The following is a 13,028-nucleotide window of genomic DNA, read 5'->3' on the forward strand; positions in this document are numbered from 1 at the left end:
CAGAAGGAGATTTCAGAATGAGTACCAAGACTAAAGTGGTGCAGTGGGACCCGGCGGACGTCAAAGACGAACTTCTCAAGAAGTACCCGCCTAAAGTAGCCCGCAAGCGCGCCAAACAGATAATGATCAACGAAGCAAACGAGAGTGAAGCTCCTCCGGAAATCGTTGCAAACGTAAGAACCATCCCCGGTATCATCACCATGCGCGGCTGCACCTACGCAGGTTGTAAAGGGGTTATCATGGGCCCCACCCGCGACATCGTGAACATCACTCACGGCCCCATCGGCTGTGGCTTCTACTCCTGGCTGACCCGTCGTAACCAGACCGATGCCGGTCCCGATGGCGAAAACTACATGACCTACTGCTTCTCTACCGACATGCAGGATCAGGACATCATCTTCGGCGGTGAAAAGAAACTTGAGGCGGCCATTCAGGAAGCCTACGACCTCTTTCACCCCAAGGGAATCTGCATATTCTCGACCTGCCCGGTGGGGCTCATCGGTGACGATGTCCACGCCGTTGCCAGAAAGATGAAGGAAAAATTCGGCGACTGTAACGTCTTCGCCTTCTCCTGCGAAGGTTATAAAGGTGTATCCCAGTCCGCAGGTCACCATATTGCGAACAACGAAGTTTTCACCCATCTGGTGGGAACCAACGAAAAGCCGAGAACCGAAGAATACAAAATCAACCTGCTCGGTGAATACAATATCGGCGGTGACGGTTTCGAGATCGACCGCATACTCAAGAAGTGCGGCATCACAAACCTGGCCACATTCTCCGGCAACTCAACCTATGACCAGTTTGCCTCTGCCCAGCACGCGGACCTCAGCTGTGTAATGTGCCACCGTTCAATCAACTATGTGGCAGACATGCTTGAGACCAAATATGGCATCCCCTGGATCAAAGTGAACTTCATCGGCGCTGAAGCCACAGCCAAGTCACTGCGCAAAATCGGTGAATACTTTGGCGACAAAAAGCTCATTGACAAGATTGAAAAAGTTATCGCCGAAGAAATGCCTGAAGTTGAAGCTGTAGCCAAAGACGTACGCTCCCGTACCGAAGGCAAAACCGCGATGCTGTTCGTGGGTGGTTCCAGAGCACACCACTATCAGGAGCTGTTCAATGAAATGGGCATGAAGACCCTCTCTGCCGGTTACGAATTCGGCCACCGCGATGACTACGAGGGACGCCGCGTAATTCCGGATATCAAGGTGGATGCAGACTCCCGTAACATTGAGGAAATCGATGTTGTGGCAGACGAGAAACATTATCGCCCACGCAAAACCGAGGAAGAGATTAAAGCCCTTGAAGATGCCGGGTATAAATTCAAACACTATGACGGTCTCAACCCGGACATGGATAAGGGAACAATCATCATTGACGACCTTAACCAGTACGAAGCTGAAAAACTTGTTGAGTTGCTCAAGCCGGACCTCTTCTGCGCGGGTATCAAGGAGAAATTCTCCATTCAGAAAACCGGCGTACCGATGAAACAGCTGCACAGCTACGATTCCGGCGGACCTTACGCGGGATTCCAGGGCGCGATCAACTTCTACAAGGAAATCGACCGTCTCGTAGGCAGCAAGGTCTGGAGCTACATGAAGGCTCCCTGGCAGGAAAACCCCGAGCTGACCGCTACTTTCGTCTGGGAATAGCTGGACGACACAAAAAAGCGATCTGCTTCGTTGCTTCGATAAAACCGGAAACTCACATACGGAAAAGTATGATTTGTTCCTGATTTATCCTTCGCCTCGCATCTTATCAATTTGTGAAGCCCTGCACGGAGACTAGATTAAGGAGAATGAAATGTTACTCAGACACACCCCCACAGAAATAAAAGAACGCAAGTCACTGGTCATCAACCCGGCCAAGACCTGCCAGCCCATAGGCGCAATGTATGCGGCTCTCGGTATTAAAGGCTGCCTGCCCCACTCGCACGGTTCACAGGGCTGCTGTGCATACCACAGATCTATGTTGACCAGGCACTATAAAGAACCTGTTTCCGCTGCGACCAGTTCGTTCACTGAAGGTGCATCGGTATTCGGTGGTCAGGCCAACCTGCTGCAGGCCATGAACAACATCTTTACCGTCTATGAGCCCGAGATAATCGCGGTGCACACCACCTGTCTCTCAGAGACTATCGGTGATGACCTCAACCAGATCATCACTAAAGGCCACAAGGACGGTAAGATTCCCGAAGGCAAAACGGTAATCGGCGCACCCACCCCGAGTTATGTGGGTTCACATGTCACCGGTTTCTCAAACATGGTTAAGGCCATGGCCCAGATGGCTGAGCCTTCTGACAAGAAGAACGGAAAAGTCAATATTATCCCCGGCTGGGTTGAACCCTGCGACATGGAAGAGATCAAACGTCTCTGCTCACTCATCGGAGTAGACATCACCTTGTTCCCGGATACTTCCGGCGTGCTTAACGGCCCCCTCAGCGGTGAATACAAGATGTTCCCCGATGGCGGTGTCACCGTGAAGGAACTCAAGGAAACCGGACAGGCCATGGGAACCCTCGCACTGGGTGAGTGGTGTTCCGCTGATGCGGCCCGCTGGCTCGATTCCAAGCATAAGGTTCCCTGCACTGTACTGGATATGCCCTACGGTCTGAAAGCAACTGACCGCTTCATTGATGTACTGCGCACAGTGGCCGGTGTTTCGGTTCCCGAATCCATCTCCAACGAGCGGGGACAGCTCGTGGACATGATTTCCGACATGCACCAGTACCTCTACGGCAAAAAGGTCGCCATTTTCGGTGATCCCGACAACCTCATCTCAATGGTTGAGTTTCTGCGCTCCATCGACATGTGCCCCGTCTATGTCGTCACCGGAACTCCCGGCAAAAAGTTCGAGAAACGCATCAAAGAGCTTACCGCCGATATGCCTTACGAGGTCAAGGTAAAAGCCAAAGGTGACATGTTCACCATGCACCAGTGGATGAAAAATGAACCTGTGGACCTGCTGATCGGTAACTCCTACGGCAAATATATTGCCCGGGATGAAGATGTCCCCTTCCTGCGCTGGGGATTCCCCATCACAGACCGCCAGGGACATCAGTACTTCCCCACAGTGGGATACAAAGGCGGACTGCGCCTGCTCGAAAAAATTCTCGGACTGCTCATGGACCGCATGGACCGCGACACACCCGAAGAAAAATTCGAACTCGTATACTAAATTATTGGAGGCCTCCGGCGGCCCTGCCGGGGGCCTCAAACCCTTTTTGTAAAAAGGGTTTGAGAATCCCAAAAACTTTTATCCGGGCTTAGCCGTCTTGATCGCCACGGCTCGCCTTAAGCAACAATCAGTCTCAGATACATTGCAGAATGGCCCGGCAAACAAGATCTCGGGTTTATAATCAAACATTCAATTTAGATATTTTTTAGATTTTTACTAAATATTTTCTAACTCGTGGAGCTTTAACATGACTTCTTATTCTTCCCATCCCTGCTTCGGTAAATCCGCTAAAGCTTCCGTTTCCCGCATGCATCTCCCGGTTGCTCCCCGTTCAAATGCGCGCATCCGCTTTGCTGCGGAAACTAAAAACCCCGCAGCAATAACTCCTGAAGCTGCCGTATCCGCACTTGAGCAGACAATAAGTGAAGGTAAGAAAATCAGCGTGGTCGGCATCACCGGTCCCGGCGATCCCCTGACTACCTTTGACCTCACCTGCAAAACTCTTGAAATGGTCAGAAGCAGCTTCCCTGACATCTCACTCTGTCTGACAACCCTCGGTTTCAATGGAGAAGAATACGCCGAGAAACTGGCTGATCTTAATATTTCCCACATCACTGTTCTGGTAGACGCGGTGGACCCGGTCATTGCCGAGACCATCTATGCCTGGATCCGCCCGTCCACCAAAACAGTACCGCTTCCTGATGCTTCAAAAATACTTGTCGAAGAGCAGGCCAAGTCTATCAAAGCTTTCAAAAAAGCAGGGCTGACCGTGAAGGTCAACACCACTCTTTATCCCGATAACTTTGAACACATTGAAGAAATCGCAAAGAGAGCAAAGGAGTACGGCGCAGATATCATGGGTATTGCCCCGTTCTATCCTGATGAGGACAGTAATTTTTCTGCGGTAAGTGAAGAGCAGACTGAAACTGCACGCTCGCTTGCGGCCAAGCACATTGAGCTTATGGCGCCTTGGGTCAAATGCGGGGCAGAGGTTGAAGTTCCTCCGACCAGCACCCTGCCCCGCCCTACAAAAGAACGCCCCAACGTTGCCGTTGTAAGCTCCACAGGAATGGATATCGACCTGCATCTCGGCCATGCACACCAGATCCTAGTTTACGGCCCCCGGGCCGACGGCCTGAACTGTCTGCTCGAAACACGCCCCGCTCCTGAGCCCGGCGGCGGATCATCCCGCTGGGAAGATCTGGCGGAAATTTTAAATGACTGTTTTGTACTGCTTACCTCCAGCGCAGGAGAAAAGCCCAGACAGGTTCTGGAATCAAAAGGAGTGCGAGTCATCATCTCCGAAGAGAATGTGGAAGGCACAGTGGATGTGCTCTACGGAGGTGGCAAGAAGGGTAAGAAATGCAAACAATAAAAGCACACTAAAACACAAAAACGGCGAAGCCCTAATAAAAGTTTTTGAAGAGCCCAGAGAAAGTTATTTCAAAAAGTTTCTTTGGCCCCGGCGGGCCCCCCGGCAGGACCGCCGGAGGCCCTAAAGCACAATCTACCAGAGAGGAGAAAAATATGGCTACCCCGGAGAAAATGATCATTTGTTGTCAGAGTTTTCGTGCAGCAGGTGACCCCAAAGGCATCTGTCACAAGCAGACAGATGGGTTCCTGCAGTACATTGAAGAAGAAATTATCGACCGCGGCATTGACGGACTTGTTGTTGCCACAAGCTGTCTCAAACAGTGTGACAACGGTCCAATCCTGGTCGTACAGCCTGAAAACTGGTGGTTCAAGGGAGTGGATTCCGAGGAAGCCATTGATGAGATTCTTGACGGTCTGGAAGACGGCGAGCCCTGCGCCGCTTATTTGATCGGCTAGGGGAGTTTGTACACATGTCGACCACTGTATCCATCCGCACCGCCCACTCCGCTGATCTCGAACCTATGGCAAACCTGCTGAAAATGCTTTTCTCAGTAGAAGCAGACTTTTCAGCTGACAGGTCCAGACAGCTTGAGGGACTGAGAATGCTTCTGGGTAACCCACGAGCCCGTATTCTTGTAGCGGAAAGCAACGGAGAAGTGGTCGGCATGTGTACCGGACAGGTTGTCATCTCCACCGCAGAGGGCGGACCTTCCATTCTGGTGGAAGATGTTGTGGTCCGTAAGGATTTTCAAAAACAGGGCATCGGTTCCCGGTTAATGCAGGGACTTTATGAATTCGCAGAAGAGAACAGAGCAACCCGGCTGCAACTACTTGCAGACTGCGACAATCAACCTGCCCTGCAATTTTATAAGCAAAAAGGCTGGAGCAGTACAAAACTGATCTGCCTGAGGCGTAACAGCCAATAATCACGAAATAACCGAAACAGAGCAACAAGCCATATAAACACAGTGTATCAACAACGGAGTCAGCCATGAATGAACATATTTTAGACGAACGCAAAGACCAGATTCACCGTACGGGTGAAGGAGCTCTGGACATGGCCTGCAACAGGCCCTCACTGGCCGGAGCCGTCAGTCAGAGAGCATGCGTGTTCTGTGGCTCAAGGGTTGTTCTCTATCCCATTGCCGATGCGCTCCACCTCGTGCACGGCCCTATAGGATGTGCCGTATACACCTGGGATATCCGAGGTGCGCTTTCCAGCGGCCCGGAACTGCACAGACTCTCATTTTCCACTGACCTTCAGGAAAAAGACGTTATCTTCGGCGGTGAGAAAAAACTTGAAGCGGCACTTGATGAACTTATAGACCGTCACAGCCCAAAAGCCGCCTTTGTATATTCCACCTGCATAGTCGGTCTGATAGGCGATGACCTTGAAGCGGTCTGTAGAAAAATGTCCGAAGAAAAAGGCATTCCGGTCCTGCCTGTTCAGTCCGAAGGATTCAAAGGCAGCAAACGTGAAGGTTACCTCGCAGCCTGCAAAGCCATGTTCAAACTCGTCGGGACAGAAGACACCTCCGATATCTCTCCCATATCCGTGAATATACTCGGAGACTTCAACCTCGCCGGAGAAATCTGGATAATCCGTGAATATTTCAAAAAGATGGGGGTGGAAGTCGTCGCCAACATCACAGGCGACGGACGTGTGAAGGATATCGGGCGCAGCCACGGCGCGGCCCTCAACCTTGTGCAGTGTTCCGGGGCGACATTGGATTTGGCCAAAATGATTGAGGAAGAGTACGGCAAACCCTATATGCGCGTCTCCTACCTCGGCATCGAAGACATGGCGGACTCCCTCTATCAGGTTGCTGATTTCTTCAAGGATGTCGACCCGGACATTGTCAAACGCACAGAAGACCTCGTACGCGATGAACTCTCAAAGCTCATGCCTGAACTGGCACGCATCCGCAAAGATCTCGAAGGTAAAAAAGTCGCCATGTACGTTGGAGGCTCCTTTAAGGCCTTCTCGCTGATGAAAGCATTTCGTCACCTCGGCATGAAAGTGGTCATGGTCGGTTCACAGACCGGCACAAAGGAAGATTACGAAGAACTGGCACGCATCTCCGATCCCGGAACCATTCTTGTGGATGATGCCAACCCGCTAGAATTGTCCAACTTTATCAAGGAAAAAGACGTGGACATATTTGTGGGAGGCGTCAAGGAACGCCCAATTGCCTACAAACTCGGTGTCGGGTTCTGCGATCACAACCACGAACGCAAGGAAGCACTGGAAGGTTTCGAAGGAATGCTCAACTTCGCACGTGAGATCCACTCCTCGGCCATGAGCCCGGTCTGGCAGTTCGCACCGAGAAGAGCACAGCGCATCAAGAGTGCCACATAGGCCTCCGGCGGCTCTCCGAGGGCGCCTTCAGCGGGACCAGAAGGGCTAAGCCCCTCTGGACTCCCTGACAGGTTTCACTCTTAGGGATCGGCACACCGGGAGAAAGAGTTAAAACTAATCTCCCTATCAGGCCCGTTTAAACAAGTTCTTTAGAATAATTTTTTATAAGCCAACGACGGCGAAGCCCTATTAAAAGTTTTTGAAGAGTCCAGAGAAATTCAAAAAGTTTCTCTGGCCCCCGGAGGGACCGCCGGTAGCCCCCCCCGGCAGGGTTGCCGAAGGCATTCAGGAGATCATCATGACCACTAAAAGCAAAAATTACACATCCACAACTAATGCCTGTAAACTTTGTACTCCTCTCGGAGCATCACTCGCATTCCGCGGCGTTGAAGGAGCCATACCTTTCCTGCACGGTTCTCAGGGCTGCGCGACCTATATGCGCCGTTACATCATCAGCCACTACCGTGAGCCGGTCGATATTGCTTCTTCTGCTCTTGGTGAAAAACACGCTATTTACGGAGGTGCTCCGAACCTGAAGAAGGGCATCCTCAATGTAATGAAAAAATATGAACCGAAAATGGTCGGAGTGGCGACAACCTGCCTTACCGAAACCATCGGTGATGATGTTCCCAGATACCTTTTCGAGTTCAATGAAGAATTCGGAGACCTTGACCTCCCTGAAATCGTAGAGGTTTCCACTCCAAGCTATAACGGCACCCATACCGACGGCTGGCACGGAGCTGTCAGTTCCATGGTTGACCAGCTCAACAAGGAAAAAGCTGCTGCCAATAACACCATCAACATCCTGCCGAATATGCTTTCCTGTGAGGATATCCGGCATCTGCAGGACATCTGTGATGATTTCGGTGTTGAAGCCACAATCCTACCTGACATTTCGGAAACTCTGGATGGCCCGGCACTGGAGGACTATGTGAAAATTCCTTCCGGCGGAACCCCCATTGATTCCATTAAAAAGATGTCCGGCGCGGACGCGACAATTGAATTCGGCCGTTGCCTGCCACGTGAGACCGGCGGAACCGTTCTGTCTAAAAGATTCGGTGTAACCAACCATCAGATCGGTCTTCCCATGGGACTACGTGAATCGGACATCTTTTTCGAAACTCTTGAAGCAGCCTTAGGGACTTCTATGCCGGCCCGTTATGAAAGGGAGCGTGGAAGGCTGATTGATGCGTATGTCGATGGACACAAATATGTGTTCGGAAAACGGGCTGTTGTTTACGGCGAAGAAGACCTTGTAACCGGACTCTGCTCATTTTTGGCAGAAATAGGCGTTGATGTGATCCTCGCAGGGACCGGTGCCAGAAAAAAAGGCCTCGATAAAGCCGTGGCAGCCGTAACCGATGGTGTAGCCCGCTCCACACCGGAAATACATGAAGGTGTCGACTTTCACGATATCGCGGAACGGGCCGAAGAACTTAAACCCGATCTGCTCATCGGCCACTCCAAAGGCTACCGCTATGCCAAGGAATGGGGAATCCCGCTCATCCGCGTAGGCTTCCCTGTTCACGACCGTTTCGGCGGGCAACGCATCCTGCATATCGGTTACAAAGGCGCACTGAACATGTTCGATATGATCGTGAATGCAGTCCTTGAAAAGAAGCAGGCCGACAGTCCTGTCGGATACGGCTACATGTAGCCTCCGGCGTGATCTGAACTTCATAAGGCTTTAAACAGTTTAAATAATAATCAGAATGAAAAGATAAACTTTCACCATTACGCATAACCAAACAAAAGCTATCGGCGAAACCTTGCCAATATGTCGCCAGGTCGCCGCAGACAAAAGGGAGATACATCATGAAAGACACTACCAAACACCCATGCTTCAATAAGGAAACCGCCGGTTCATGTGGCAGAGTACACCTTCCCGTAGCTCCCAAATGCAACATCCAGTGCAACTACTGCAACCGCAAGTATGACTGCGTGAACGAATCACGCCCCGGCGTAACCAGTGGAATCCTTAAACCTTTTCAGGCAGCGGAGTACATGGACACGGTACTTGAAAAAGAACCGAGAATCACAGTTGCAGGCATTGCAGGCCCAGGAGATCCTTTCGCAAATCCGGAAGAAGTTCTGGAAACCATGCGGCTTTTGAATGAAAAGCACCCTCACCTGCTATTTTGTCTGTCTTCGAACGGTATGGGGATTCTTCCATACCTTGATGATATAGCCGAACTTGGCGTTTCGCATGTAACAATCACCATTAGCGCTGTAGACCCGGCAATCGGCGCCAAAATTTACTCATGGGTTAAAGACGGCAAAGTCGTATATCACGGAGAGAAAGGGGCAAAAGTGCTTCTGGACCGCCAGCTTGCAGCGATAAAAGGGCTCAAGGAACGCGGGATTGTGGTCAAGGTGAACACTATAGTCATCCCCGGCATCAATGAGGACCACGTGCACGAAGTGGCTAAGGTTGTTGCTGAACTCGGGGCGGATATTCAGAACATGATTCCCCTTAAACCCACAGAGGATACACCTTTCGCTGAAATTACCGAACCGGGGCACGAGACTATCGGACCGCTTCGTAAGGAAGCTGGGAAAGTCATCGAACAGATGACTCACTGCAAGCGCTGTCGGGCAGATGCTGTCGGCCTTCTGGGGGATGATAAATCAGCATCCCTCTGCGGCACTTTAAAATCCTGTTCCGAGCTGAAACCCATAGATATCGAAAAGCCCAGACCCTATGTGGCAGTGGCTTCACGTGAAGGTATGCTTATCAATCAGCACCTTGGCGAGGCTAGAGAATTCCATATCTGGGGTGAAGCCGAGGAAGGCGGTTTTAAACTGATTGAAAAACGTAAAGCACCGACAGCCGGTTGCGGTCCCAGAAGATGGAATGATCTTGCCGAAGCCCTGATCGACTGCCGGGCTGTACTTGCCGCTGCTATAGGCGAGACTCCGTCACTAATGCTTGAGGAAAACGGTATCGCCCCCCATGTTGTGAGTGGATTCATAGAAGGTGCGCTTGAAACAATTTATAATGGCGGCAATATGGAAGTTCACAAAGGGAGAAGAGGCAGCATAGCAGATGCATGCTGCAGCGGAACCGGAAACAAATGCGGCTGATCTGCTGCTCGATTGAAAATATCCCTCAAGCATACATAAAATACGTTAGAAACGACTTCGTTTCCATACACTGCGAAGCCCCCGCCAAGTTGCTCTGGCGGGGGCTTCAACTTTGGTAATGCAGAAATACAGCTTTATTTATGGCTCGGAAAATGTGGAAAAAAACATCAAAAGCAGGTACGGTTTGTATAAATTTTACGGAGATAAAGAATGAAAAAAAGCATCAGGATCTTACTACTTTTTGCGGCATTTTTGACTTGTTTAACTTCATTCTCAGATGCGGCGGATATCGGGGAAGGACTGCAATGCCCTCCCGGCTGGACGGAAAAAACAGGTAATAATGACTCTAAAATTGTCAAAAGATGTATTTCTCCTGCACGAGATGCTTTTGTAGAACTCTATGAATATCCGCGAATGGGAATTACACTTGCCCAATTACTGGATGGCTGGACCACCAAAATGAAAAACAAAGGCATGCCTTTTCAGACACGTCTTTCAGAAACCCAGACTCATGTTTCCGGCAGCCCTGCCCTGAAGCGTTCTTTCACAGGATCAACCGGATCAGGAACAAATTTCAGTTCCACAGTGACGGCTTCAAGTTTCAGGGATAAAAAATATATACTCCTCGGCATGCACCTGAAAGGTCATCAAAAAACAAAGCAGCAGGTCCGGCATGCCATGTCTACATGGAGATTCCCCGGCCTCAAGGCACAGCCGGAAACAAAAAATGCGGATAGTGGGAATTTCAAGAATCTGGGAAGCTGCTGGGCATGGGGCCTTTGGAAGGACTCCTCGGCAAACTCGGTTGTAATTCTGCCTGACGGAAGAATCATATTTAACGGGCATGAAGTGAAAAGATGGAGAACACAGTCAAAAGACTCTATCGTTGTGGAACTTCCTTCCAATCAGGGCGGCGGTACAGCAGTCTGGAGTCACCCGCAAGGGAGAAATGATGCCATAATTAAAACGGTTCTTCTCAATGAACAGCCTGACATCAAGCCGATTCTGAACCGTGCCGCATGGAAATATGAATACAAGGGAGAATGGTTTAAAGCCTGCCAGAAATAAAAAACAGACCCCGGAGTCAAATATTCAGGCAACTTATATTATCCTATAAACGTAAAAAATCCCCGCCCGATGCGGGGATTTTTTATCAGTCGCAACCCCGATGGCTGCGACTTAAGCCAGTCAGGAAATTTATTATTCTTTCTTCATTCGTCGAAGTCTGGCCCGCCCTTCAGCTATCATTGATTCAAGACCATATCGTTTAACCCTGTATCCCATCTGCCGCGCGGAAAGCCCCAGAGTCTCGGCAGCCTTATACTGAATCCAGCCGCTGCGTTCCAGTGCTGCGACAACTTCATTGCGCTCCACTTCCTGCAACGATGTACAATGCGGAGGTTCATCTATGGATTTGGCAGTTGCTTCCGGTGTTCCTGCCGGGCTGGAACCGGCCTGCCCCGGAGCAAGGTAGGATTTCAAAAACTCAAGAGTGATATACTCCGAATCGGACATGATAACCAGACGCTCAATGAGGTTCTGCATTTCTCTGACATTGCCGGGCCAGTCATAAAGCATCAGCGCATCCAGCGCGGCCGGAGTAAAGTACATCTTACGCCCGTAATCTTCAGACATTTTCTGCAGAAAATGATTCAGCAGACCGGTTATATCCTCCTTTCGGTCACGTAGAGGCGGCACGGTAATCGGGAAAATGTTCAAGCGATAAAACAAATCCAGCCTGAACTCGTTACGCTCAACCAGCACTCCAAGATCCCGGTTGGTTGCGGCAAGGATCCTGACATCAATATTACGGGTTCGGTTGGACCCCAGACGCTCCAGTTCCTTTTCCTGCAACACACGCAGAAGCTTGGACTGCAGGTTCATGGGAAATTCACCGATCTCATCGAGAAATATTGTTCCTCCGTCAGCCTCTTCGAAGCGTCCCTGCCGGGTTCCACTTGCCCCGGTAAAGGCTCCTTTTTCATAACCGAACAGCTCAGATTCAAGAAGGTTCTCAGGTATGGAAGCGCAGTTAACCTTAATAAAAGGATGTCCGCTGCGGTCGGAAAGCTCGTGGATAATGCGCGCAATCAGCGTCTTACCTACCCCAGACTCTCCAAGTAAAAGTACGGTGGCCTTTGTGGGCGCAACTTTTTCAAGCTGTCTCTGCACCTCCACCATGGCTGAACTCTGGCCGACTATGTACAGACCTTTGCTTTTCTTGGATATCTGATACTTGAGCGAGGTGTTTTCTCTTTTAAGTACAGCTTCCCGCTCCATTATCTTTTCGTTAAGACTTATGAACTGTCCGATCAGCGTTGCAACAATTTTCAAAAAATCAATATCTTCTTCAGCAGCGACATCATCGCCAAAAATACGGTCCACATTCAGCACGCCAATGGGCTGCCCGTGAAGAATAATGGGGACCCCTATAAAAGAAGTAAGACCGCGCTGAATTTTGCGCGACCCTGTTTTATCAAGAAACAACGGTTCCTTGCTTATGTCGGGCACATAATAAGGCTCTCCGGTCTGAAAAATACGTCCGGTCACACCTTCATCCAGCCGATAGACTCCGCGCTGTTTTTCTTCAATTGAAAGGCCGTATGAGGCATTAATGGAAAGCTGTCCTGTTTCCGGGTCGTAAAGGGTTACAGTGGCCCTTTTCATGCTCAGATTCTCGGACAGAATACTCAGAACACCATCAAGGGCCGACTCCAGATCCAGCGCCTGCTCAATGGCCTGACAAATGGCCAATAACGCGGAAAGCTTTAATCCATGCAACGAGGGGTACATATTTGTAGCTAAGCAAAGGGGATGCCACATCTCCAACACAAAACTAAGCCATACTTTTTAGGGAGTTATACAAAAGAGCCTTTTTTATCTTTTCACACTAATGTAAAAAACACCCCGTCAATCTACATTAATGCAAAAGTAAATATTACAAATAAATAATTTTACACCATTTCTTCAGAAAGCCTACCTACGTTTCAGGAAACCGGGTGTGTAGCAAATATAAACAAGTACGAGCGCG

The 13,028-nt window shown here is 50.1% G+C and carries 10 protein-coding genes; 9 read left to right on the top strand and 1 reads right to left on the bottom strand.

Annotated features, from left to right (window positions below; genetic code table 11):
• Window positions 1–17: 17 nt before the first annotated feature.
• From nifD to ACZ5PW_RS00350, 9 genes are all read left to right on the top strand, one after another.
• Window positions 18–1,655, top strand: coding sequence for a nitrogenase molybdenum-iron protein alpha chain (gene nifD / locus ACZ5PW_RS00310; RefSeq protein WP_464556951.1), 1,638 nt, complete (start codon window positions 18–20; stop codon window positions 1,653–1,655).
• Between the two features lie 151 nt (window positions 1,656–1,806).
• Entirely contained in the window at window positions 1,807–3,180 is a 1,374-nt protein-coding gene (gene nifK / locus ACZ5PW_RS00315; RefSeq protein ID WP_464556952.1) for a nitrogenase molybdenum-iron protein subunit beta, read from the top strand.
• A gap of 247 nt (window positions 3,181–3,427) precedes the next feature.
• Complete coding sequence (locus ACZ5PW_RS00320) at window positions 3,428–4,555, top strand: radical SAM protein (RefSeq protein WP_464556953.1); 1,128 nt, start codon at window positions 3,428–3,430, stop codon at window positions 4,553–4,555.
• Between the two features lie 152 nt (window positions 4,556–4,707).
• Window positions 4,708–5,010, top strand: coding sequence for a (2Fe-2S) ferredoxin domain-containing protein (locus ACZ5PW_RS00325; RefSeq protein ID WP_464556954.1), 303 nt, complete (start codon window positions 4,708–4,710; stop codon window positions 5,008–5,010).
• A 14-nt stretch (window positions 5,011–5,024) separates the two neighbouring features.
• Window positions 5,025–5,480, top strand: coding sequence for an N-acetyltransferase family protein (locus ACZ5PW_RS00330; protein ID WP_464556955.1), 456 nt, complete (start codon window positions 5,025–5,027; stop codon window positions 5,478–5,480).
• A 65-nt stretch (window positions 5,481–5,545) separates the two neighbouring features.
• A complete protein-coding gene (nifE, locus tag ACZ5PW_RS00335) occupies window positions 5,546–6,913 on the top strand; it encodes a nitrogenase iron-molybdenum cofactor biosynthesis protein NifE (protein WP_464556956.1) in 1,368 nt (455 codons plus the stop codon).
• A 298-nt stretch (window positions 6,914–7,211) separates the two neighbouring features.
• A complete protein-coding gene (locus tag ACZ5PW_RS00340; RefSeq protein ID WP_464556958.1) occupies window positions 7,212–8,570 on the top strand; it encodes a nitrogenase component 1 in 1,359 nt (452 codons plus the stop codon).
• A gap of 158 nt (window positions 8,571–8,728) precedes the next feature.
• Window positions 8,729–9,997, top strand: coding sequence for a radical SAM protein (locus tag ACZ5PW_RS00345; protein WP_464556959.1), 1,269 nt, complete (start codon window positions 8,729–8,731; stop codon window positions 9,995–9,997).
• A gap of 210 nt (window positions 9,998–10,207) precedes the next feature.
• On the top strand, window positions 10,208–11,065 hold the full coding sequence (locus ACZ5PW_RS00350; RefSeq protein WP_464556960.1) for a hypothetical protein: 858 nt from the start codon (window positions 10,208–10,210) through the stop codon (window positions 11,063–11,065).
• Window positions 11,066–11,197: 132 nt separating this feature from the next.
• Here ACZ5PW_RS00350 and nifA read toward each other — a convergent pair whose 3' ends face one another.
• Window positions 11,198–12,790: a nif-specific transcriptional activator NifA gene (gene nifA / locus ACZ5PW_RS00355; RefSeq protein ID WP_464556963.1), complete on the bottom strand. Its 1,593-nt coding sequence runs from the start codon at window positions 12,788–12,790 to the stop codon at window positions 11,198–11,200.
• Between the last annotated feature and the right edge of the window lie 238 nt (window positions 12,791–13,028).

The organism is Maridesulfovibrio salinus (assembly GCF_055394525.1).

Excerpts from the sequence above, each read along its gene's own strand:
- nifD (WP_464556951.1), top strand. The coding sequence starts at position 18 with ATGAGTACCAAGACTAAAGTGGTGCAGTGGGACCCGGCGGACGTCAAA.
- nifK (WP_464556952.1), top strand. The coding sequence starts at position 1,807 with ATGTTACTCAGACACACCCCCACAGAAATAAAAGAACGCAAGTCACTG.
- ACZ5PW_RS00320 (WP_464556953.1), top strand. The coding sequence starts at position 3,428 with ATGACTTCTTATTCTTCCCATCCCTGCTTCGGTAAATCCGCTAAAGCT.
- ACZ5PW_RS00325 (WP_464556954.1), top strand. The coding sequence starts at position 4,708 with ATGGCTACCCCGGAGAAAATGATCATTTGTTGTCAGAGTTTTCGTGCA.
- ACZ5PW_RS00330 (WP_464556955.1), top strand. The coding sequence starts at position 5,025 with ATGTCGACCACTGTATCCATCCGCACCGCCCACTCCGCTGATCTCGAA.
- nifE (WP_464556956.1), top strand. The coding sequence starts at position 5,546 with ATGAATGAACATATTTTAGACGAACGCAAAGACCAGATTCACCGTACG.
- ACZ5PW_RS00340 (WP_464556958.1), top strand. The coding sequence starts at position 7,212 with ATGACCACTAAAAGCAAAAATTACACATCCACAACTAATGCCTGTAAA.
- ACZ5PW_RS00345 (WP_464556959.1), top strand. The coding sequence starts at position 8,729 with ATGAAAGACACTACCAAACACCCATGCTTCAATAAGGAAACCGCCGGT.
- ACZ5PW_RS00350 (WP_464556960.1), top strand. The coding sequence starts at position 10,208 with ATGAAAAAAAGCATCAGGATCTTACTACTTTTTGCGGCATTTTTGACT.
- nifA (WP_464556963.1), bottom strand. The coding sequence starts at position 12,790 with ATGTACCCCTCGTTGCATGGATTAAAGCTTTCCGCGTTATTGGCCATT.